Genomic DNA, 22,628 nt, shown 5'->3' with positions numbered 1-22,628 from the left:
GAGATCGACTTCAGTCCATTCGCAGGCCAGGAAAAATCCCTCCATGTGCCTGCATCTTCACCTCCCCGCCCCTACGGCAAATTGTGCCGCTACTCGTCGCAACCGCACGGCGATCGGCATGCCCATATGCCTGACCGCCGCCGGGTCGCTGAGCGCCGTCCGGATCGCCTTGAGCGGGGACCGCGCCTTGATGTGCTGGACCATCGACAGGAACGAGGCTGCCTTGCGCAGGCTGCGGCTGCGCCGGGCGAAGGCCGCTTGCGCGGCCGCGTCCATCTGATGGCTTTGAGCGAAAATTGCATCGGCCTTGCGCATCGCCTCGACATGATGAGGCTCGAGCACGCGCGAAATGGAGCCGCTGCGGATGTGATAGGCATAGCCGATGTCAGGCTCGACCACGCACCTGCCGCCCTTGGCCAGGGCGTTGGCCAGGAATATGTAATCCTCGCCGATGATCAGGTCCTCGTCGTAGCGAAGTCCGTTTTCTTCCAGGAAGCGGCGCTCGAAGATCGGCTTGAGATAGCCGAGATTGAACTTCGATTCGAAGACGACGTTGCCGGCGATATAGCTGGCCAGCGAGATCTCGCCCAATTCCTCCAGATAGCGCGTCGGGAACATCGCATCCTCGATCACGCCGTCCTCGCGGACGACCTGGAGGTTGTCGACGGCGATTTGCGCGCCCGCCCTTCCGGCCCGCGCGATCATGGCGGCGATGCGGCCGGGATAGACCGCATCGTCGGAATCGAGGACCGCGACCCAGCGGCCGCGGGCAGCCTCGAGGCCGGCGTTCCTGGCGCCGCCGGGGCCCCTGTTCTGCGCGAGCGCCACGACGCGCACGATGTCCTGCGGATAGGCCCTTGCCACGTCGAGCGTGGCGTCGCGCGACTTGTCGTCGACGACGACGACCTCGACGCTGACACCCTTCTGCGCGATGGCGCTGGCGATCGCCCGGTCGAGGGTCGCCTCGGCGTTGTAGGCTGCAATGACGAAGGAAACGTCCGGGACGAAGCTGACGTCAGGCTGCACGCTTGCCTCCTTCCTGTGGCGAGGGCTGGCCGTAGAGACGAATCTCGCGGATGCCGACAAGGCCGCTGACGACGCCGACATGCATAATGCCGCGCAGCACGCTGCGGTTCCGCCGCACGGGGCTGGCAAGGAAGGGAAACGCCGCGGCGAAGCAATAGGCTGCCTTTGCCGAGGCAATGGCGACCTGTTTGAGCAGGCCAATGCCGCTCGCATTGCGCCCCAGGAGATGGCCATGCGTCTGCCCGACGCGGAAGCGGCGGCGGCCAAGCCAGTCGAACGCGGCCCTGGTCCGTGGCACGACCTCGTCCACCCAAGCCTCCGGAGAAAACGCGATCGTGCCGCCTGTCTTGTGCATCTGGTCGAAGAATTCGGTGTCCTCGCCGCCGGTCTGGCCACGCGCCAGGCTGAAGCGGCGCCCGCGCAGGCTGTCCGACCCCATGTCGAGCAGCACGTTGCAGGTGTAGCCGGTGCGGATCTCGCCGCGCACCCAGACCGGCAAGGTCGAATGGAAGTCGCCACGCCGCATCCAGTCCGGCGCATCGGCCCCATAGCGCGCCTTGACCGGGCCCAGCACGGCGGCGGCGCGACTTGCCTGGGCTGTTGCGACGAGCTCGGCAAGCCAACGCGGCGAAGCCGTCTCGTCGTCATCGATGAAGGCGACGAAATCCGACGTGCTGGCGTCAAGACAGGCATTGCGGGCGATCGAGATGTTGCGCGCCGGGCAGTGGTGATAGCTGATCGGCAGCGTCAGTTCGCGCGCCAGCGTCGTCACCAGATCCCTGGCGCTCGGCGTGTCGTCATTATCGGCGACGATGACACGGACATCGAAACCGGCCAGCCTGTCCATGGCGTCGAGCGAGCGCAGCGTGTGGGCCAATTCCGGCCGGCGGAACGTGCACACGCCGATATCGATGCTGCGGTTCTTGCCTGGAACCGCCATCACGCGACCCCGCGCTGTTTGCCAAGGCCGAGAAGCTGCAGCCAGAAACCGACGGACCAGCCGAAATGCATGACCATCGCCGAGACGCCGGCAAGCGCGATGTCGGCATTGCGCTGGCTTACCGCCGTCCACAGGCCATAGCCGAGGCATACGGATGCCCAGATCAAAAGCGGCACCGCCGCCAGCCAGTGCACGAAGGAAAAGGCCGCGAGCACCACCACCGGGAACACCAGCAGCGGCACCATCTGCCGGACCTTCGGGATGACGCGGTGCTTCAGGACATTCTTGGCGCGTCCGCGGCCGTAGCCGAGATACTGGAAATAGAGGCCGCTGAGCGACGCGCGCGGATAGTAGACCATCTGCGTCCTGCCGCTCATCCAGATCCTGTAGCCGGCCTGTCTCAGCCGGTAGTCGAGCTCGGCGTCCTCATTATGGCTGAACGTCTCGTCATAGCCGCCGACGGCCCGGAAGGCAGAAATCCGCATCAGCGCGTGATGGCCGTGATCGACCCATTCTCCGGCGGACAGATGCCTGTGCTTGGAACCGCCGGTGCCGAGCTTTGAATTCTGTGCCGCCGCGGCCGCCTTCTGCACGGTGCCGCTGCCGCTGGTCAGCATCGAGACCACGACAGAATCGGCGCCCGTGGCCAGCGCTTCCTCGACCAGCCGGTCGCAATAGTCGGCGGGATAGCCGCCATGGGCATCGATGCGGATCAGATATTCGGCACCATCGCCGAATCTGGCGACGGCAAGATTGATCGCCGCGCTCTGGATGCGCTTTTCATTGTGGAGCAGGATGATGCGGGGATCTTCCTTCGCACGCTCGCCGACAATGGCCGGGGTACCATCGGTGCTGCCGCCATCGGCAACGACGATCCTGGCGCCGAGCCTCGCGGCCGCGGGGCTGAGCTGGTCGAGCAGCACACCGATATGGGCTGCCTCGTTGAGGCAGGGAATCACGATCAGGCTGGAGGGGAGCGCTTGCATCATCGGGCGATCTCCATCCTAGGCCAAAGCCTCGGCCGCGAAGGGTTGGCGCATGGCGGCCAGGCTGCGAAGCTTGTCGACCAGCGCCTGGCAATCGCTGCGATCATAGCTCCATATCCTGGGGTTGCGCGACAGAACGCGCTCCTTCAACGTGCTGAAGCGGCGCTCCTCCATCTTGCCGATGGCGGCTTCGAGCGCGTCGGGTGAGGCTTCGGGCAACAGAATGCCGATGCCTTGCCGGCCGAGGAACCGCCCAGTTTCCGTGTTGGCCATCGAGATCGGCACCGCGCCGAATCGGCAGCCTTCATAGAGGCGATTGGGCAGCAGCCATTCGGAATTCTGGCCCGCCTCGAAGAAATCGATCGCCCAGGAGAAATGCACGTCCCGGTAGATCGCCGCCATGTCCTCCGGGTTGCGGTAGGGTCCGCGAAACGAAAGCCAGGGCTCCGCCTCGACGAAGGCGTGGAAATCCGGGAATTCGGTCAACGCCGGGCGGCCGCGCAGCACGATCTCGAACCGGCCGTCGGCGCGGCGCGAGAAATCGGCCAGGAGTTCGAGCGAGCGGCGGCAGCGCAATGCCCCGAACCAGCCGATGCGCCAGGGTGGCGCGACAGGCGCCTCGGCCATCTCATGCTCGGCCGGCAGGATCGCCGCTGCCTCGAAATATTTGTTTTCGACCAGTTCGACCGGCGCCGTCACCTGGCCGTACGGCTCGAAATAATTGGCGGTGAATGCGGGCGAGCTGGTCACCAGCAGCCTTACGTCCCTGGCAAGGTAACGTTCCGTGGCACGCAGCGCCTTGCCGACCGCATCGCTGCGAAGCATCAGGCGATGGATGTCGAGGCATTCATAGACGATCGGCACCGCGGCGCCGAATGCCGTGTTGGCGCGGCGGGCGAGCGCCAGCATTTCCAGGTTGCGCGCGATGATGAGATCGGGCCTCGGCATGCCGCGGAGCCTGGTGCCGATCGAAACCGCCGCCTTGGCGACTGCCGTCAGGCGCTGGGCGAATCGCCCGTCACGCGTCGCGCCGAGATCCAGCGGCCGCAAACCCTCGACGTCGGCAATGCGATTTGCCGTGCGGCGGAAGCCTGCGAGCGTGACCTGGGCGCCACCTGCCCTGAGCATTGTAATCCGCCGGCGCACTGCCGGGTCGGAAACGTCATGCACAAGGTACAAGACATTCAGCATGAAAACTCGACCGCTGTTGGCCCACCCACGGCGAACCTAGTACAGGTCTTGCTGCATCGCAACATTTTTGGTGCAGCGTAGCAAAATCCACGTTTTTTGTTGCACTGCAAAATAAATGCCGTAATTTGGCCGCGGCGGCGGTTGCAGGGTTCCTGGTCGGAACCTGCACAAGAATCAGGAATCCTGAATTTGGAAGCCAATCCATTCGATCCGCCAGAAGGCTCGCTGCGCAAATCCGTCGGGCGCGGCGCGGTCGTGACGGCCTTGTCGCAGTCCGTGCGGGTCGCCACGCAGATCATTTCCGTCATCGTGCTGTCGCGTCTCCTGTTGCCGCAGGATTTCGGCGTCGTGGCGATGTGCGCGCCGGTGCTGGCCTTCATCGCGCTGTTCCAGGATTTCGGCCTCACCCAGGCGACCATCCAGAAATCGGGCATACGGCACGACGAGGTGAACTACCTGTTCTGGATCAATGTCGCCGTCAGCGCCATCCTGGCCTGCGTGCTTGCCGGCGCGGCACCGCTGGTCGCCGCCTTCTACGGCGAACCGCGTGTGGCTGGCCTGGTGGCGGCGCTGGGCCTGCAGATCATGGCCTACGGCCTCGGTGCGCAGCATCTGGCGCTCCTGACCCGCCGCATGCAGTTCGGCCGCCTGGCCATCATCGATGTCGCAGGCGCCGTGGCTGGTCTTGCCGTGTCGATCGCCTGGACCTTCATCGACCGCTCCTACTGGGCACTTTTCGCCGGCACCTTGACCGGAGCCGTGCTGCCGACGCTGTGCTACTGGGCCAGTTCGCGCTGGCGGCCCAGCCTGCCGCGCAAGGTCGCCGGGATCAGCGAGCTGATCAATTTCGGCGCCGGCATAACCGGCTTCAACTTCGCCAATTTCTTCGCCCGCAATCTCGACAACGTGCTGATCGGAAAATACTGGGGCGAGGCGCAGCTCGGCCTCTATGACCGTGCCTACAAGCTGCTCCTGTTCCCGCTGAGCCAGATCACGAACCCGCTGTCGAAGGTGATGGTGCCGGCTCTTTCCAGGCTGAAGGACGAGCCCGACCGCTACCGCAGCGCCTATCTTCGCGTCATGCCGCTCATCCTGCTGGTGGCGCTTCCCGGCGTCGCTTTCGCCACCGCCATGTCGGACATACTCATCCCCTTCGTGCTCGGCGAGCAATGGCGCGCGAGCGCCGGCATTTTCCTGGCGCTTGGCTTCGCCGGGCTGCTGCAGCCGCTCAACAATCCGGCCGGATGGCTGTTCGTCAGCCAAGGCCGTTCCGGCGACTTCATGCGCTGGGGCATCATCACGGCGGTGACGTCGGTGCTCGCTTTCGTGCTGGGCCTGCCTTATGGCGCGCTCGGCGTGGCGATCGCCTATGCCGTCAGCGAATATCTGCGCACGCCTTTCCTGTGGCTCTATGTCGGCAGGAGCGGGCCGCTGCGGGCAAGGCACGTGCTTCGCGCGGCGACGCCGTTCGTGCTCGGCGCGCATGTGGCGCTGGCGGTGGTCTGGTTGGTCAAGCCGCTGCTACCGCAGCAGCATGTCATTGCCTTGGCCAGCGGCGCGATCCTTGCCTATCTCATCACCATCGTCATCGCGCTGGCCTTCGCAGCCGGCCGTGAAGCCTTGCGCGAGGCCTTGAAAATGCTGCCGGCAAGGCCGCCGGCGGCAGCACCGCGCGAGGCGCAATAATTTCGGCGCTTTCGACCCTTACCGTTCACCCGAGCATCAGGCCTGATCCATGCATTACCGATCGATCTCAGACATGAACGACGCGATCGTGAGCAACCTTCACCGGTTGCCGCGCGACATCGACCTGGTGGTCGGCGTCCCCAGAAGCGGGGTGCTGGCAGCGACGCTGGTCAGCCTCGCGGCGAACATACCGATGACCGACCTGGACTCCTTCCTCGAGGGTCGCGTCTACACATCGGGCATCACCAAGCGCCGTGCGGTGCTCGACCGCAAGGTCGCGGAAATGCGCAAGGTGCTGGTGATCGACGACAGCGTCTCCGGCGGCAACGCCATGCGCGACGCCCGCGCCCGCATAGAGGGTGCCGGCATCGAGGCCGACTACACCTTTGCCGCCGTGTTCGGGCTTGAGCCGCAGCATGCCGAGACCGATGTCGTCTTCGAGGTCGTGCCGCATCCGCGCATGTTCCAGTGGAACTTCATGCATCACAAGTTCCTGGCGCAATGCTGCGTCGACATAGACGGGGTGCTGTGCCTCGATCCGACCGAAGCGGAAAACGACGATGGTCCGGCCTACGAGAAATTCCTTAGCGAAGCGCGGCCGCTCCACACCGCGACCCGCAAGATCGGCTGGCTGGTGACCAGCCGGCTGGAGAAATACCGCGCGCTGACCGAGGCATGGCTGGCCAAGCACGAGATCAAGTACGATCATCTGATCATGCTCGACCTGCCGAGCAAGGCGGAGCGCCAGCGGCTTGGCGCGCATGGCAGTTTCAAGGCCGAATTCTACCGCAAATCCGATGCCATCCTGTTCATCGAGAGCGAGCACGAGCAGGCGCTGAGGATCACCGAGCTGTCGGGCAAACCGGTGCTGTGCGTCGAAACGCACATGGTCAGCTTTCCCAACGCGCTGTCGCTCCCGGCGCTCGGCCAGGCGGCGCGCAACCTGCCGGCCAGGTTGCGACAGGCCAAATCACAGGAAGGCCGCAAGGGCGCCGCCAAGGCCCTTGCCCGCGCGCTGCTTGGCGCCCGCGGCTACGAGACGCTGAAAAGCCGGGTCAAGCGCCTGGCCTGATCCGCCAAGGCTGCGAATCCAGATTAACGGGTTCCTTCGGAGTGTTTCGCCGGCGTGCCGGTCGAGAAGCATCAAACGAAAAACCCGCCTGTGCGGCGGGTTTCCGGCGCAACTCAGCACCATGACCAAAAATCTACCATAGCTGCCTTCACCCTGTCAAGAAAAAATTCCTATTACAGGGCTGCCGGGTCCGGTGCCAGCCTGAGCCCTGGCTACGCCGCCTGTCGCGAACGCTGCTGTGTGGCCTTGTCCAGTATGGAAAAGAAGGTGAGGAACTGGCGGTCCGGATCGAGCTCCGGACGCTCGGAGAAGCTGCGCGCCGTGGCCGAGAGCCGGTCATATTCCTGGCGGTCGTTCCACAGCAGCCTGACAGCCGCGATCCAGTCGGCGAGCGGCGCATCGTAATCCAGCACCACGCCGCCCGGGCCGATCGCTTCGGGCAGCCCGCCGCGCCGCGAGCCGATGACGGGAATGCCGCTGCAATGGGCTTCCGAGGCCACACGGCCCCAGGCCTCTTCCCATTTGCTGGGCGCCAGCAGGATCCTGGTGCGGCCATAGACGGTCTTCATGTCGCCGGTGCGGTTCTCCAGCCTGATGTTGGAGAACGGGGCGATGGTTTTCTCGATGCGGGCGCGATGATCGTCGGCAAGCTTCCAGCTCTCCACGAACAGGAACGGAATCTCGGGGCAGGCGCCGGCGATGCGCACGGCGAGCTCGAAGCCTTTCTCCTCGTACGGATTGATCAAGGTGACGAACTGGCCCGTGGTCGGCGTGCTGTAGAGGGCGGCATTGATGGTCGGCGGCAGCACCGCCGCATCGATGCCGAACTTCTGTTTGTAGGCGCGCGCGGTGAATTGCGAATTGGCGATGTAGAGCGCCGAATGCAACTCGCGCAGATCGCCGCCCAGCTCATGGAACTCGACGTTCCTGAGATAGACGACCAGCGGCACGCCTTCGGCCTGCAGCGCCTTGCCCACCGGAACCGACTTGTGGCATTGGACGACGGCCACGTCCGGCTTCAATCTGCGGACGGCAAAGTCGGCCGCCTTCCAGGGAAACCAGGCCCGCACCACCGGATAACCGGGAAAACTGTCGATGACCGCCGGCTGACGCAGCAGCTTCATCTTGGCGCGCGCCTTGAAGCCGAAGACACCGTCGCCGAACAGGGCGGCCAGTACGGCCGCCTCATGGCCGTGCTCGATCAACTGTTCCGCCAGATGATGGGTGCTCGACTGGACGCCGCCGCTGAATTCGGGCGTGTATCCGTTTCCGCCTGCAAAAAGAACTTTCATGGTCCTGGCTCCTGGTTCTTTCGCGTTTCGTTCAATGTGGCCCGAGAGCTTGCTCCGGCACCGCCTCAGGCACTCTGTTGCTCGAGATTGGCGAACGGATTGGTGCATGGCTGCCATCCGGTGAACCGTATCGGATCGCCCGGCGAACTGCGCCAGGCGTAGTCGGTCAGCATGTGGAATTCGGCGATCAGCCAGCGGTCGAAATGCAGCAGGTCCTGCCTCTTCTGCTCCGGCAGCAGAGCGCGGGCTTTGCCCAGCCTTGTCTCCTCGAGCAAGGTGACGGCGTCGCTGAGTTTCTTGCTCGGGAATATCCATGGGTTCCTGTCGCGGAACGCCAGGACGAACTGCTGCAAATGCTCGATGCGCATGTTGAGCTTGCCGAAATATTTCTCGAGCGTGACGCGCACCAGATCCTCATCCGAAAACGAGGATACTGCCGCGTAGGCAATGCCGGTCGACACCACCCCGCCCGCCATGACGGCCAGTGCGGAGCGTCGCGAGATCTCTATCATCTGGTTTGCTCCTCTCACGCCATCCGGCTCGCCGCCCGCAGGGACAGCGCTGCCGCGGTCAGGCTCGGATTGGCGCATGAACAGCTCGGATATGTGCTGGTGCCGACCACGACCAGGTTCCTGAACTGGTGATGAATCATGCCGCTGTCGACCACCGAATCGGCCGGGCCCGTTCCCATCCGGAGCGTACCCTGGACATGCGATTCGGTTGGCCGGATGCCGCGATCGAAAAGCTGTTCGACCGGCAGCGGGGCGAGCAGCCCGGGCAGTTTCTCCAGCGCCCGCGCCATGCCCTTGACCGCGTAGTCGGACGGCGCCTTGAAGCTGACGAAGGCGTTGTCGTCCTCGTCGAGCGTGACGAAATTCTCATGGTCGAGCAGGTTCTCGGTCACCACGACGAGCGGCAGCGCCTGGCGCAACCGCCCCTTCTCGGCGCGCATGCCGTGTTGCCAGCGGTTCTCGAAATAGACCAGCGCCGCGGCGTGCTCGGACCGGTGCGGACCGTCATAGAGGCCGAAATTCAAGCCGGTGGTGATGGTGCTGCCGTCGAAATTGTCGACACCGTCGAGGTAGACCTCGAAATTCCAGCCATAGGATTCATGCAGGCCGCGGCCGACGAATTCGCCTCCCAGGCCGGAACGCAGCATGATCGCCGCGCTCTGGATGGCATTGGCGCCGAGAATGAAGAGGTCGCCGCTGACCTGATATTCCTTGCCGGCGTGGACGAAGGTGACCGAGCGGACCGTCCCGCCGACATGGTCGAGCCGGCGCACTTCCGAACCGAGGCAGACCGACACGTCGGGATGCTCGAAGACATGCATCAGGCCGTTGTTGGCGGTGAACTTGGCGTCGACCGGGCATAGCCAGCATCTGAGGTTGGCGCAGCACGAGGTGCGCTGCGCGGTCGGCACGCGGGCGCGCGCGGTGGGCATGACGAAATGCTGGCCTGGCTGCGCCGCCTTCATCATCCGGTCGGGCGTCGACATGCGGTGCGGCGGCTGCGGAAAGGGCTTCGAGCGCGGCAGCATCGCCGCCATGTCGGGATCGCCCGAGATCGACATGATGTCTTCGGCGTCGCAATAGAACGGCTCGACGTCGTCATAGCTGATCGGCCAGTCATTGCCGATGCCGTAAGTGCTTTTCAGCCTGAAGTCGTTGGGATGGAACCTCGGCGTCTGCGCGAACCAGCAGTTGGTGCCGCCGCCCAGCCCGATCGTGTAGTTCCAGGGCTTGTCGGAATTGGTCTTGTAGGTCGACTCGTCCTCGATGTCGGTGTTGACGTTCTGCTTGAGCTGCCATTCATGCGTGTTGTGCCGGCCCCATTCCAGGAGCAGGATGCGCGCCTTACGCCGCTTCGTGAATTCGTGCAGGAAGAAGGCCGAACCGAAACCGGAACCGATCGCGACAACGTCGAAGTGGTCCTTGGTGATCTGCTCCGGCTTTACGTCCAGCACCATCAGCCGCAACTCCTTTCCGGGTCTTGTGCGTTCGTCATGGCAAGCACACCGGCCGGCCGCGGCGATCCCACATTGGATTGCCCAAACCCGGTCTCATGCCGCCATCCTGCCGATCGAGTGATATTCGATGCCGTGGCGGGCGATGACCTTGGGATCATAGAGGTTGCGGCCGTCGAAGATGATCGGCGTGGTCAGCGCGTCCTTCAGCGCGTCGAAGGAAGGCGCACGAAAACTCTTCCACTCGGTGGCGATCAGCAGCGCATCGGCGCCGCGCAGCGCCGCTTCCTTGGTGCCGCACAGAAGCAGGTCGTCGCGCAGCCCATAGATGGCTTGGCATTCCTGCATCGCCTCGGGATCATAGGCCTGCACGGTGGCCCCGACGTTCCAGAGTGCCTCCATCAGCGTGCGGGCGGGCGCCTCGCGCATGTCGTCGGTGTTGGGCTTGAAAGCCAGGCCCCAGAGCGCGAAGGTCTTGCCCTTGAGGTTGCCCTTGAAATAGCGGTTCACCTTGTCGAACAGCACGGACTTCTGCTCGTTGTTGCGCTCCTCGACGGCGCGCAGCAGCTTGGCGTCGAACTTGACGCCTTCGGCGGTCTTGATCAGGGCGCGCACGTCCTTGGGAAAGCAGGAGCCGCCATAGCCGAGGCCCGGATAAATGAAGTGGTAGCCGATGCGCGGATCGCTGCCGATGCCCTTGCGCACCTCCTCGATGTCGGCGCCGAGCTGTTCGGCCAGATTCGCCATTTCGTTCATGAAGCTGATCTTGGTGGCGAGCATGCAATTGGCCGCGTATTTGGTGAATTCGGCGCTGCGCACATCCATCACGATCATCTTCTCGTGGTTGCGGTTGAAGGGCGCGTAGAGCTCGCGCATCACCGCCTCGGTGGCCTCGCTCGATGTGCCGACGATGATGCGGTCCGGCCTCATGCAATCGGCGACGGCGGACCCTTCCTTGAGGAATTCCGGATTGGAAGCGACGTCGAAGGTCAGGTCCTCGCGGCCTCTTTTCTTCAGCGTTTCGGCGATCCTGGCCTTGATCTTCTCGCAGGTGCCGACCGGCACGGTCGACTTGCCGACGACGATCTTGGGCGCATCCATTTCCCGGCCGATCGCCTCGGCGACCGCCAGCACGTATTTGAGATCGGCCGAGCCATCCTCGCCGGGAGGCGTGCCGACCGCGATCATCTGGATTTCACCATGCCTGACGGCGGCGGCCGCGTCGGTGGTGAACTTGATCCGGCCGGCGGCATGGTTCTCCCTGACGATGCTTTCCAGGCCCGGCTCGAAAATTGGGACGAGACCTTGATTGAGCCGCTCGACCTTGTTCGCGTCGATGTCGACGCAGACGACCTGGTGGCCCACTTCGGCAAGCACAGCAGCCTGCACGAGACCGACATAGCCGATACCAAACACCGTCAAATTCATTCTGTTTTGTTCCTGTCCAGGGCAGCGGACCGTGGTCGGCCCGGCCGGTTCAAATCGACTTTCCCAATAGGTTCTACTTTACGCTGCATGCCAGCGATTCCGGAAACTGGCAGGGTTCGCCCTGCGCGGTGAAGGCGACGCGCTCGATCTGCAGCGAAAGCTTGCGTCCGGGATCGGCGAATGCGCCCAACCATCCGGTCATCGTATCGCTGCCCCAGAGGCTGAAGAAGATCTTCTGAGCATGGCTGGGCAGCTTTGCCGGATCGGTGATGGTGTTCACCAGCTGGCCGTTGACGTACCAGCGCAAACTGTCCTTCTGCCAGACGAAGGCGTAGTCGTTGAAGGCCTTTTCCGTGCCGCCCGGCACGTCGACCAGCTTCTCGTTCTTGCCCTTGCCGGCGATGTAGGCATTGACCTGCACCTTGGACGTGTCCTTGGTCAGGATCTCGAAGTCGATCTCGTCCCAGGGCTGCTTGTCCGACGGTCCGATATAGGAGAAGAAAGCCGCGTTGAGGCCGGGACCGGTGTCGGTCTTCATGCGCGCCTCGTAGGTGCCGTAGCCGAAGCGCTGCTTGGTCTGGATTTCGCCGCAAGCGTAGTCGCGGTCCTTCGTCTTCTGCTTCTCGAAACCCAGCGACAGCACGCCGTCCGCCAGGCTGACCTGCCCCTTCGCCCAGGTACAATTCTGATGGCCGCCATTCGTCCAGCCATCGGAGACATACCAGCGCTGGCGGTTGAAGCTGGTGAAATCATCGACGAATGAGGGCGCCGACTTCAGATCCTGCGACCAGGACGGCGCCGGCCCGGCGAACAGGCCAGCGAGAGCGGCCAGCGCGACCAGGGCAGCCCTGCGTCCGGCGGAACCGCCCGGGCGGGCTTGTCTGGCCTGGCGCGTTGACGATATGCCGCGAACTGCGACGGTGAACGTGGTTCTCGGATCCGCATTCATACGAAACTCAACCTTTGCGCTGTGCATCCCCAACCCAAAGTAGCCATTCGAGCCGTTGCCAAACGGCGCTTTCTTTCTCTCGTCAGCCCCTCCCCAAGCTGCCTTCCCGCCTCGCGCCAAATCCACCCTTCAGCCTTCATCCTCTGCCGGCGCCTGCCGGTTTGGCGAGCCCCTGGCTGGCCGTCATATCGGACGACCCGTCCTCATCGAAAACCATATCCAGCGAATGACGAAGCTCCCGGACCATGCCGTTCTGGCGCGACAGCGCCGCGATGCGGCGCTCGCAATTCAGGATCGACGTCGTCAATTCATCGACCTCGGCGGAACGGCGCGCAGACGCCGAGCCGTTCTCCATGGCCTCGACCAGAAAGGCGGCGTTGGTGGCCGTCGCCTTGTAGCGATTCTCCAGCCCGTTTCGCTCGGCCTCGATCTCGGCCGCGATCTGCTCGAACAGCTTCGCCAGGCGGTCGAGGCGCGAAATGTCGGTCTGGCGGTCGCGGGCCGGATTCCTTGATCTGAAGCCGAATATCGAGGCCATGCGTTCAAAGTCCTATGGTAGTCCGGCCGTCGGCCGGACCCCTTACCGGTTCAATATCGGGCAGTCCGATCGGAGGCCAGCTCATTGGCCATCCTAATTGCTGCACCGCAACATAGACTGCCATCCCCGGGCCGCGTAGGCAACCACCCAATTCGTAAACTCATAAATCCGCCGGAAATGGTTTGCGCGACGGGCTGGCAAGAGCGCGGCCGGATACCCGCATTCAAGGCTGCTTGCCCGTGCTGGTGCCGGCCATGAGAAAACGCATTGGCGGCACATGTTGACGCCGGGAGGCTAACCCGACGCGGCGAAACAGCGCCTCGAGCTTGTCGGACGCCACGCCCTGGACGATGGGAACCAGGTTGGATTGGCTTGCGAAGGCATAGGCCGCGGCCGACGCCAGGCCCCGCTCTGCCTTGACGTCGAGGAAATTGCGCAGCCGGTATTTGTCGCGCACGTGGCGCTCATGGCGGCGCAGCACCGCTTTGGAACCCTCAGGCAGGCTGTCGATCGCCAGCAGCGCCAGGTCGGCGTCGGCAAGACGCTTCAGGTCCTGGGTCTTGTGGCGGCCGCTCAGCGAATCGGCCCGCACGATGGCGCCGTAACCGCAGGAGCGGATGACCTTGAAGCGCGCGCCGCTGGCGACCGCGCGCGCGTAGAGTTCGTAATCCTCGCCCAGACGCAAGCTCTCGTCATAGCGCAAGCCGTGCCTGTCGAGAAAAGCGCGGCTGATCACCGGCTTGAGGAAACCGAGTTCGCCTCTGCGCACGTTGCGCCTGGAGATGTTGCCTTCGACGAAGCGCTCAAGGTCGAGGAATTCCGGCTCGGCCGCGAACTGCGGTGCGACGATCTGGGTGACATCGCTCAAGGCGTCGTCCCTGATGAGCATGATGTTGTCGGCCGCGAAATCCCAGTCCGCGCCGGCAAACAGATTGTGAAATCTGCCCGCGAGAAAGAAGTCGTCGGCGTCCAGAATGGCGATGAACGGCGATTGCGAGGCCGCGATAGCGGCGTTGCGGGCGAAGGAGGGGCCGCGATTGACGTCGAGCCGGATCACCGCGAGCCGGCCGCTGCCGTCATCGGCGGCGCGGGCGACTTGGGCCGTGTCATCGGTGGAGGCGTCATCGACGACGACGACTTCGGCCACTTCCGGTTCGCGCAGCGCGGACGCGATGGCGACCGCGATTGTTCGCGCCGCGTTTCGGGCCGCGATGATCACGCAGACCTTTGATTTTGTCATCGACATGAATTTGCCTCTTGCACAGGTTCCATTCTGCCCTCGCCCTGTACGTGTTCGATGCCTGACAGGCTTCCCGTCACGGGCTGCCCTGCCGTTCGAAGATGCGGCGGCTGATGTCGGCCGATGCCGCCCAGCCGGCTTCCGCCAGATAGCGGACCGGCGCACGACCGCACAACTCCCACAACACGGTGCGCCGCTGCGGCCAGCGCAGGGATGACAGCCATGGCGCGATGACCATGTTGAGCAGGTCCTCATTGCCGATACGCGACAGCATCCGCGCGGCGCGCTGCGACAGGAGCGTGTCGGCGCCGCCGAGGAGCACGTCGGCGGCGCGCAGGCCAAGCAGCAGCGTGTCGTCCAGCCCCTGCGCCGCGGCGGCATCGAGCAGGCGCTGCTGCTCGGCTTCGTCCAGGCGGTCGGCGCTGGCGCGCACGTCGCAGACGTAACCGGCGCAGGGTTCCCGGTTGAAAAGCGCCTTGGCGACGCTGATGCAGGACAACAGCAGAGTGTCGGCCGCCGATGTGAACGGCACCTCGACGCCGGTGATCTCGACCTGCCGTTTGCGCCGCAGGAAGCCATCCGCGTCGCGCGGGCTGGGCGAGCCGGGTTGCTGGAGCCGATAATGCAGATCGACAGTGGATTGCGTCGGCCCGTCGCCGCGGACCATGTGCTGTTCGCCGAGGAAACGGACCCACCAGACGGAGCGCGACTTGCCGGCGATCTCGTATCCGATCGAGCGGAGCGCCTCGCGCGCCCTGAAAAACCCGGCCGGCGCCACCAATATGTCGACATCGCCCGAAGGCTTCATGAAATGATCGTCGTAAAGCAGATGCTGCTGGAAGGGACCTTTCAGGAAAACGAAATCGATCTGCCTGTCGCGCAGCGCCGCCTGGATCGCCATCGAATCCATGATGCAGGACGCGTTCATCGAAACGGTCTTCCGGCGGTAGGCGTCGAGCCATTGGGAGAGCTGAGCCGGCGGCCCGTTCGCGGGTGCGCTCGACAGCACCTTGAGGATAAAGGTCGCGACCTTGTTCAACCTGGCTATGTCGGTGACATTGGCCACGGAGAGGCCGGAGGCATCGCCGGGCGCGGCGCCGGATCGCGCCGCGAAGAACAGCCGCAGACAGGCCTGCACATAGGCGATCTCGCCGGCGCAATCGGCGGCGCGCAGTCGCTCATATGAACGTTCGTTCAAGGCCATCGGGCGCACGGTTCTCCAGAAGCGATCGGCGCGACGCCTATGCTGCAGGTGCGAAGCAAAGCATCGCCAAAAACTTTTGCGCCGTCCAGTTTTTCCTTTTGCAGCGCAAAAATCCGGCCCCGACGTTTATCGAAACCGGCTCGGGCGAACGATGAGGAGAACTGCTGGACCCCAGGGGACGAGTGGCCTTTTCGGCGTTCCGTAGCAAACCTACCGGGAGACCCGGTGCTAGGGCATTATTGTCGCCATGCCTTGAAGTGACAGGGCTTATAAAGTTTATATATGCAAATCAATTTCTTATGCTGACCTAGTGCATTAGGCCCATATGCAGGGATCTCGAGGCGATGAAGGCCAAAGCTTGAGATCGTTACTCACGACTGTGTCTGCGCGCGCAGTCCATAATTGATTAATGCGCGGTAAATCAGGCTTGACTCATAAATGCTGCCATGCAGCTATTGCATCGCAGCATGAAAGTGCCGCCGGCAATCGACAGGCCGTTTCCAGTCCTTGATGGAGTGTAAAATGGAACAGAATGTTGAAAAGCAGGAGTACGAAACGCCCAGCCTGACGGTTCATGGTTCGATTGAAACCATCACTCAGGGCGGTGGCGGCAACACGGCGCTCGACGCAGCATTTCCTGCGCACACGCCGATTGGCGACCTGACGTTCTCCTGAGCCTGTCCTGATTCTGGAGGGACACGTTGAGCCTCTGGAATCCAAGAACCATAAAGGGAGTCGGGGTGAAAATCCCGGCTTCTCTTCATTGCCTGACCCGGCTTTTCTTCATCGCCAGAATGGTCGGCACGCATTGCGGACAGTGTGTAGCAAACGAGGTTTTCGGATGAACTGGAACCCATCTGACCACGATCGCGTAAGTGCGACCAAGGAAGCGGTTGCCTGCGAATTCGGCAATGGCCTGGCGCTTCTCAACCTGAAATCCAACATCTACTACAGCCTCAACGGGGTAGGCACGTTCATCTGGGAGCTGATTCAGGAGCCGAAACCAATTGCCGAAATCCGCCGGGCCGTGCTCGCGCGCTATGATGTCGACGCCGAGCGCTGCAGGGCCGATGTCGACGCGCTGTTGAAAGGTCTGGCCGATAGCGGACTTGCGAGGCTGCATCATGAGGAACCTGTCTAGGCAGGTTCCGCAAAAGCGGGTCACGGTTTTGCGGCAAGAACCTGCGACGGAGAAAAGTCCCGACCAGACGAAGCACCGGCGGCGTCGGCTTCGAGCTCTCTCCCTGAGTGGCCCGGAAATGCTGTTCCTCTGCCGCTGCCTGCTGGTGGTCGCGGCCGTTCGCCTGGGGCTGACCCTGTTCTCCTACAACCGCCTTCGCGGCATCGTCACCCGGCTGGAGGCGCGTGAATGCGCCAGCACGGGAGAGCTGCGCCGTGTCGCCTGGGGCGTTGCCGCCGCGGCCCGCCTGGTGCCGCGCGCAAGCTGCCTCACCCAGGCGCTCGCCGGCCAGTACATTCTCGCCCGCCAGGGCAACGCCTCGAAGATCCGCATCGGCATCGAGCGCGACACCGGCCGGCAGCTGAAGGCGCATGCCTGGCTGATCAGCGGCAACCATGTCGTCCTTGGCGGCTCGATAGACAGGTTTGTCCCTCTCGTCGACTATGGTCAATGACCGATGAGCGGCGTGGCCGGTATCCTGCACGGGCACGAGGCGCCGGAGTCCGCAGCCGATATCCAGCGCATGCTGGCCCGCATGCGTCATCGCGCCCGCGACGGCAGTTCGTGGTGGACCGACAAGGCTGTCGCGCTCGGCCACGCCTGGCTCAACACGACCGATGAAGCCGGCCCCGGCCCACTGACGATGGCGGGCGGCAAACTGGCCGTCACCGCGGATTGCCGCCTGGACAATCGCGACGAGCTGACGGCACGGCTCGGCGTCCGCGACGCATCGGTTGCCGACGCCGTGCTCCTGATGTGGGCCTATCTGCGCTGGGGCGAAGCCTGTCCCGTGCACCTGCAAGGCGACTTCGCCTTCGCCATCTGGGATGCCGAGCGGCAGGTGCTGTTTTGCGCGCGCGATCATTTCGGCGTCAAACCGTTCTACTATCACGCGGACGGGCAGCGCTTTGTCTTTGCCTCCGAAATCGGCCCGATTCTTGGCGTCACCAGCGCCGGCGCCCGCCTCAGCGAACATCAGATCTCGGGTTTCCTGGCCGGGCTGCCAGACGATCCGCAAGCGACGCCTTACACCGATATTTTCCGCCTGCCGGCGCGCCACAGCCTCACTGTGACGGGGCAGCGCGTGACGCTGCAGCGATACTGGCAGATCGAGCCGTCGTCGCGGCCTATGCGGCTGGACGCCGCCGAGGAATTCGCCCACCTCTTCTCGCAGTCCGTGCGCAACCGCATGCGCGGAAGCGCGGCGGTCGGGGCCATGCTGAGCGGCGGCCTGGACTCCTCTTCGATCGCCTGCGTGGCGGGCCGGCAAAACCTGTCCGAGGGAAAGCCGAGGCTGCCCACCTTTTCGCTGGTTTTCGAACGCGGCTCGGCGATGGACGAAACCCCCTTCATAGACGCGGTGCTGGAACAAGGGCGCGTCGACGGCACGCTGATCCCGGTCGGCAACTACGCGCCGTTCGCGGAATTCGAACGGGTGCTGGAAGAGCAGGAAGGAACGTTCCTGGCGCCGGGCCTTACGCTCACCCGGGAGGTCTACAGGACGGCGGGGGCCAAAGGCGTCAAGGTGCTTCTCGACGGCCATGGCGGGGACGAAGTCGTATCGCAGGGGCACGGCCATCTGCACGAGCTTGCCAATGCAGGCAAGTGGCTGGAGCTGTGGCGCGAGATCCGCAGCGCTTCCAACACCTATGGCGACGGCATGCTCGGCATGTACTTCCAATTCCTGACCATCTACGGGCCTGCCTGGCGCGTGGCCAGGCTCAGGCACGCCGCGAACCGGCTCCTGCACAGGCTGCGAAAGCCGGCCCAGGGCGGAAGCTGGCGCGACCTGATCAATGCCGATCTTGCCGGCCGCACCGAGCTCATCGAGCGGGTTCACCGAGCCGGCTACAAGCCGCCCGACGTCAGCGCCAGCGAGGCGCTGACCCACCGCTGGATTCTTTCCAACGGCTATGTGCCGCATGCTTTCGAAGTCCTCGACAAGGCGGCCGCCAATTTCGGCGTCGAACCTCGTTATCCCTTCTGGGACAAGCCGCTGGTCGAGTTCTGCCTGGCATTGCCGGGCGAGGAGAAGCTCAGCCGCGGTTTTGGCCGCTACGTGCTGCGCCGCGCCATGCAAGACGTGCTGCCGGCGGCGGTCCAGTGGCGGCGCGACAAGATCGATTTCACCGGCAATCTCGTCAACGGCATGCTGCGCAACCACCGCGACCTCCTGGAACAGGTGCTCGGCCCGGACGCCGGCCGCATCGAGCCCTATATCAACCTGCCGGCCGTGAAGGCTGCCTATGCCCGGCTGCTCAGTCGGCCCGACCGGCCGGCGCCGCTCGACGTCCAGTATGTCTGGCGCTCGGCGTCGCTGTCGCTGTGGCTGCGGCAGGTGCAGCGTGCCGGGAGTGCCGCATGACGCCGTTGAACGAGCCGCTGGCCCTCCGCCCGCGCGCGCAAGGCTGGCCGCGCGGACAGCGCCGTTTTTATCGAGCCTACGGCCTGACCATCGCTTCCGAGGTGACATTGCCAGAACTGGAGCCGGCCGAACCCGCAGCGGCGGATATCGTGATCAGTGTCGGCGCGATCGATATGCCGAAGCCTTCGCCCGAGGCCGCGACCATTTTCCGCTTCGAACCGGATCGGCAATATCTGGCATGGCACGCTGTCGCCGCGTTCCTGATCAGCGACGCCTGCCGCATCGAGGTCGAGCCGGCGCCCGGCATCGACGACGCGCTGATCGCGTTCCCGCTGCTGGGACCGGTGATGGCGCTCATCCTGCACCAGCGCGGCCTGCTCGTGCTGCATGCCAGCGCCGTCGCGATTGCCGGCAAAAGCGCCATCTTCATGGGCGACAAGGGCGCCGGCAAATCGACGACGGCAAGCGCCATGATCCGTGCCGGACACGAACTGCTTACCGATGACGTCGTGGCGCTCGATCTCAGCCATCCGGACGAGCCGATGATCGTGCCGGGTTTTCCCCAGATCAAGCTGGCGGCCGACGCGGCTGCCGCGATTTCGCTCGAAGGGGCACAAGTGCGGCCGCAGGTGCATCCGGCTATCAACAAGGCCCAGCACCGATTGCACGGGGCGTTCTCGCGCGACAGGGTTCCGGCGACCCGCATCTATATTCTCGAGCGCGGCCAAAAGACTGAGATCTTGCCCATGCCCGGCATCGCCGCTTTGCCGGCCGTGATCAGATTTTCATACGTCACGCGTTTCGGCCGCGCCGCCCTGGTCGGCGATTTCGCGGCGGCGCATCTCGGGCATTGCGCACGGCTCGCCGATCGCGTCGGCGTGTGCAGGCTCGAAGTGCCGACGGGCCTCGACAGGATCGGCGAGGTCGTGAGCCTCGTCGAGCATGACCTGATGGCCGGACAGGGATAGCAGGAGATGTCGAAATCATCGCTCCTTCGCCCGTCATTGTTTCGGGAAATCGCCGGGTTCGGCGCCGTTATCGCCCAGATAGGCGGGCGGCGGGCCTGGACGGCGCTGCTCTTCCTGATCATGGGCAGCCTGACCGAAGGCATATCCATCCTGTTGCTGGTCCCGCTGTTGCAACTGGTCGGACGCTCCGGCCAGGATTTCGCGATCAAGCTGCCCGACAATGATTTCATGCGCTGGCTGGTGCCGGACGGCACGCTGAAGCTGACCACGATGTTGTGCATGCTGGTGGCGCTGGTCGCGCTGCAGGCCGCCTTCAACCGCTTCAAGTCGGTCTACATGGCCAGGCTTCTCTTCGATTTCATCAACCGCCTGCGCATGAACCTGTTCGAAAGCATCGGCAAGGCACGGTGGGGCGTCTTCACGCGCATGCGCGGCTCCGACCTCGACCATGCGCTGACCGGGGACATAGACCGCGTCCAGGGCGCGGCCTTCTCGCTGCTGATGCTGGTGCAGATCGCCGTGCTTCTGGCCGGCTATCTCGTGATCTCCATGTTCATTTCGCCGGTCATGACGCTGTTCGCCGTGGTCATCGGCATGCTGATGTTCCTCGCGCTGCGGCCATTCCGGTCGCGGGCCACCGCCTTTGGCCAGGTCCTGACCACCAACCGCCAGGATCAATACCGGACGGTCTCGGAATTCCTCGGCGGCATCAAGGTGGCCAAGAGCCTGAACATCGAGGCGACCTATTTCGCGCAGTTGCAGGCGACACTTGAAAGAATGAAGGCCGACAACATCGCCTATGTGCGCAACAGTTCGACCGGCACCGCCCTGTTCCAGGTGGCGAGCGTGATCGGCTTGAGCCTGTTCATCTATGTGGCGCTGGTTCGCTTCGACCTCTCACTGGCCGAGATCGTGGTGCTGCTGCTGGTCTTCATGCGCATCGCGCCGCGCTTCATGGACATGCAGACGCAAGCGCAGCAGGTCCTGATCAACCTGCCCGCCTATGCCGCGATGCGCAGCCTGCAGATGCGTTTCGACGCCGAGCGGGAACCTGGCCATGCCGGGATCGAGGACGCTCGAAAGCTGTCGCTCGATTTCGGACTGAATGTTCGCGGCGTCTCCTTCGCCTACGAGGACGGCGCCGCCAAGACGGTGGTGAGCGACATCACCTTCGGCCTTCCGGCCGGCAAGGTCACCGCCCTTATCGGCCCTTCGGGATCAGGCAAGAGCACGATCGCCGACATGCTGCTCGGCCTGCTCGAGCCGACAGCCGGCACGATCCTCGTCGATGGCGTCGAGATCGACGCCGCCAATCGCCGGGGCTGGCGCGACCAGGTCGCCTACGTGCCGCAGGACGTGTTTCTCCTGCACGACACGATCGCGGCGAACCTGCGCCTGGCCGCACAGCAAGCAAGCGACGATGAACTGTGGGCCGCATTGCGATCGGCCCATGCGGCCGAATTCGTCGAACGGCTCGACCTCAAGCTCGAAACGGTGGTCGGCGACCGCGGCGTGCGGTTGTCGGGCGGCGAACGCCAGCGGATCGCGCTGGCGCGCGCCTTGCTGCGCAAGCCGTCGCTGCTCATCCTCGATGAGGCGACCAGCGCGCTCGACTGGCAAAACCAGGCGCTGATCGCGCAATCGATCGACGGGCTGCGCGGCTCGATGACGATCCTGACCATCGCGCACCGGCCATCGATGATCGCCTTCGCCGACTGGGTGGTGGCGATGGAAAACGGCCGTGTCGTCGAGGCCGGGCAATATCGGCGGCTGAAGGCGAAAGCAGGAAGCCGGTTGTCCCGGATGCTTTCGGGCGAACAATCTCAGTCCGAACCCGCCGACGTGGCCTGAGGCCAGCCCGGTCTGGGTCAGTGAAGGCTTCGCCCGGCGCCGCCGAGCTTTTCACCCTCGGCCACCTCGGCCGAACTCAGCTTTCTTTCGGCCTCGCGTGTCCTGTCGGCCGGCGTCGGCGCGCTTTTGACGATCATGGCATAGACGAGCACGAAGTAGCCCGCCTGGATGACCACGGCACAGATGATGACGCGCAGCAGCGTCGTGCCTATTGAAGCGCCGCCCAGCCATGACCAGCCAACGACGATCGCAAGAGCGAAAATCATCCCAACGATGAATTTTGGAAGCGACATACCCAACAGCCCACAAACCGGCCCGGGTATATTCCAATCATTGCCCCACCCGAGCGTCGTCCCTTGTCATGCGGGCTTGTTAAGTCGCCCGCTCCCGGCCGGTTGCTTCCGGCCTTTCAACCTGTCGCCACTTTGACAGGTATAATTTGCAATTCTATTAAGGCGAGCAAAAGGCCGCAAGGGCAACTGCATTTATTTTTAGGTGAGCTTTTGCGCTCGACTCGCTCATGCTGCAACGCACACGACGGGATTACGCGCAACTTCGGCTCTTTGGTGTTTTTCAGTAGAATCTACAATATTGAATAGTATTTTATATGAATACCACCGAATATCGTGCCGCGCTAAAGCACCAACGAGCTCCATTCAAGGGCATAAAGAACGCCCCGCCTAGAAGTTGCCCCAAAAGCGCCTCTATTTTTCCGGCTATGCCCATTTATTGTCATAAATGTGCTA

The 22,628-nt window shown here is 63.9% G+C and carries 21 protein-coding genes; 8 read left to right on the top strand and 13 right to left on the bottom strand.

What is annotated here, in order from left to right:
- Positions 1-57: 57 nt before the first annotated feature.
- From FJ867_RS13175 to FJ867_RS13160, 4 genes are read right to left on the bottom strand one after another with little or no spacing between them, the layout of a single operon-like run.
- Positions 58-1,026, bottom strand: coding sequence for a glycosyltransferase family 2 protein (locus tag FJ867_RS13175; protein ID WP_140497161.1), 969 nt, complete (start codon positions 1,024-1,026; stop codon positions 58-60).
- Positions 1,016-1,966 carry a glycosyltransferase gene (locus tag FJ867_RS13170; RefSeq protein ID WP_140512939.1) on the bottom strand — a complete coding sequence of 317 codons (951 nt, stop codon included), beginning with the start codon at positions 1,964-1,966 and terminating at the stop codon, positions 1,016-1,018. The genes FJ867_RS13175 and FJ867_RS13170 overlap by 11 nt, the downstream gene beginning before the upstream one ends.
- Positions 1,966-2,955: a glycosyltransferase family 2 protein gene (locus FJ867_RS13165; RefSeq protein ID WP_140497165.1), complete on the bottom strand. Its 990-nt coding sequence runs from the start codon at positions 2,953-2,955 to the stop codon at positions 1,966-1,968. Before FJ867_RS13165 ends, FJ867_RS13170 begins: the two co-directional genes overlap by 1 nt.
- Positions 2,956-2,970: 15 nt before the next feature.
- Positions 2,971-4,143 (bottom strand): glycosyltransferase family 4 protein, encoded by a 1,173-nt coding sequence (locus FJ867_RS13160; RefSeq protein ID WP_140497167.1) that lies wholly within the window; start codon positions 4,141-4,143, stop codon positions 2,971-2,973.
- Positions 4,144-4,332: 189 nt separating this feature from the next.
- On the opposite strand from FJ867_RS13160, the gene FJ867_RS13155 reads away from it, so the two are divergent.
- Together FJ867_RS13155 and FJ867_RS13150 are read left to right on the top strand one after the other, a co-directional pair.
- A complete protein-coding gene (locus tag FJ867_RS13155) occupies positions 4,333-5,829 on the top strand; it encodes a lipopolysaccharide biosynthesis protein (RefSeq protein WP_140817593.1) in 1,497 nt (498 codons plus the stop codon).
- 49 nt (positions 5,830-5,878) lie between these two features.
- A complete protein-coding gene (locus FJ867_RS13150) occupies positions 5,879-6,901 on the top strand; it encodes a phosphoribosyltransferase family protein (protein ID WP_140497171.1) in 1,023 nt (340 codons plus the stop codon).
- Between the two features lie 212 nt (positions 6,902-7,113).
- Here FJ867_RS13150 and FJ867_RS13145 read toward each other — a convergent pair whose 3' ends face one another.
- The 8 genes from FJ867_RS13145 to FJ867_RS13110 all read right to left on the bottom strand — a co-directional run bounded on the left by FJ867_RS13145 (position 7,114) and on the right by FJ867_RS13110 (position 15,518).
- Positions 7,114-8,193 (bottom strand): glycosyltransferase, encoded by a 1,080-nt coding sequence (locus FJ867_RS13145; protein ID WP_140512933.1) that lies wholly within the window; start codon positions 8,191-8,193, stop codon positions 7,114-7,116.
- A 65-nt stretch (positions 8,194-8,258) separates the two neighbouring features.
- Positions 8,259-8,705: a hypothetical protein gene (locus FJ867_RS13140; protein ID WP_140817591.1), complete on the bottom strand. Its 447-nt coding sequence runs from the start codon at positions 8,703-8,705 to the stop codon at positions 8,259-8,261.
- 14 nt (positions 8,706-8,719) lie between these two features.
- Entirely contained in the window at positions 8,720-10,162 is a 1,443-nt protein-coding gene (locus tag FJ867_RS13135; protein WP_140817589.1) for a GMC family oxidoreductase, read from the bottom strand.
- Positions 10,163-10,255: 93 nt separating this feature from the next.
- Complete coding sequence (locus FJ867_RS13130; RefSeq protein WP_140556874.1) at positions 10,256-11,587, bottom strand: UDP-glucose/GDP-mannose dehydrogenase family protein; 1,332 nt, start codon at positions 11,585-11,587, stop codon at positions 10,256-10,258.
- A gap of 73 nt (positions 11,588-11,660) precedes the next feature.
- Positions 11,661-12,536: a family 16 glycosylhydrolase gene (locus tag FJ867_RS13125; protein ID WP_140630100.1), complete on the bottom strand. Its 876-nt coding sequence runs from the start codon at positions 12,534-12,536 to the stop codon at positions 11,661-11,663.
- Between the two features lie 136 nt (positions 12,537-12,672).
- Positions 12,673-13,074, bottom strand: coding sequence for a hypothetical protein (locus FJ867_RS13120; RefSeq protein WP_140630102.1), 402 nt, complete (start codon positions 13,072-13,074; stop codon positions 12,673-12,675).
- Between the two features lie 223 nt (positions 13,075-13,297).
- Entirely contained in the window at positions 13,298-14,320 is a 1,023-nt protein-coding gene (locus tag FJ867_RS13115) for a glycosyltransferase family 2 protein (protein WP_140817587.1), read from the bottom strand.
- A gap of 70 nt (positions 14,321-14,390) precedes the next feature.
- On the bottom strand, positions 14,391-15,518 hold the full coding sequence (locus tag FJ867_RS13110) for a nucleotidyltransferase family protein (protein WP_140817585.1): 1,128 nt from the start codon (positions 15,516-15,518) through the stop codon (positions 14,391-14,393).
- Positions 15,519-16,040: 522 nt separating this feature from the next.
- Between FJ867_RS13110 and FJ867_RS13105 the strand changes: the two genes are divergently transcribed.
- The 6 genes from FJ867_RS13105 to FJ867_RS13080 all read left to right on the top strand — a co-directional run bounded on the left by FJ867_RS13105 (position 16,041) and on the right by FJ867_RS13080 (position 21,882).
- On the top strand, positions 16,041-16,193 hold the full coding sequence (locus FJ867_RS13105; RefSeq protein ID WP_140497189.1) for a lasso peptide: 153 nt from the start codon (positions 16,041-16,043) through the stop codon (positions 16,191-16,193).
- A gap of 166 nt (positions 16,194-16,359) precedes the next feature.
- Entirely contained in the window at positions 16,360-16,659 is a 300-nt protein-coding gene (locus FJ867_RS13100; protein WP_140497191.1) for a PqqD family protein, read from the top strand.
- A gap of 118 nt (positions 16,660-16,777) precedes the next feature.
- Positions 16,778-17,152: a lasso peptide biosynthesis B2 protein gene (locus FJ867_RS13095; RefSeq protein WP_224618327.1), complete on the top strand. Its 375-nt coding sequence runs from the start codon at positions 16,778-16,780 to the stop codon at positions 17,150-17,152.
- Positions 17,153-17,155: 3 nt separating this feature from the next.
- Positions 17,156-19,063 carry a lasso peptide isopeptide bond-forming cyclase gene (locus tag FJ867_RS13090; RefSeq protein WP_140817584.1) on the top strand — a complete coding sequence of 636 codons (1,908 nt, stop codon included), beginning with the start codon at positions 17,156-17,158 and terminating at the stop codon, positions 19,061-19,063.
- Positions 19,060-20,031 (top strand): serine kinase, encoded by a 972-nt coding sequence (locus tag FJ867_RS13085; RefSeq protein ID WP_140624898.1) that lies wholly within the window; start codon positions 19,060-19,062, stop codon positions 20,029-20,031. The genes FJ867_RS13090 and FJ867_RS13085 overlap by 4 nt, the downstream gene beginning before the upstream one ends.
- 6 nt (positions 20,032-20,037) lie before the next feature.
- Entirely contained in the window at positions 20,038-21,882 is a 1,845-nt protein-coding gene (locus tag FJ867_RS13080; protein WP_140670773.1) for an ABC transporter ATP-binding protein, read from the top strand.
- A gap of 17 nt (positions 21,883-21,899) precedes the next feature.
- Here FJ867_RS13080 and FJ867_RS13075 read toward each other — a convergent pair whose 3' ends face one another.
- Positions 21,900-22,175, bottom strand: coding sequence for an exopolysaccharide production repressor exox (locus tag FJ867_RS13075; protein ID WP_140512914.1), 276 nt, complete (start codon positions 22,173-22,175; stop codon positions 21,900-21,902).
- Positions 22,176-22,628 lie beyond the last annotated feature (453 nt).

The sequence above is a fragment of the Mesorhizobium sp. B2-5-3 genome (assembly GCF_006441005.1).
GTDB lineage: Bacteria > Pseudomonadota > Alphaproteobacteria > Rhizobiales > Rhizobiaceae > Mesorhizobium.
This window is presented reverse-complemented; position numbering and strand designations above follow the sequence as displayed.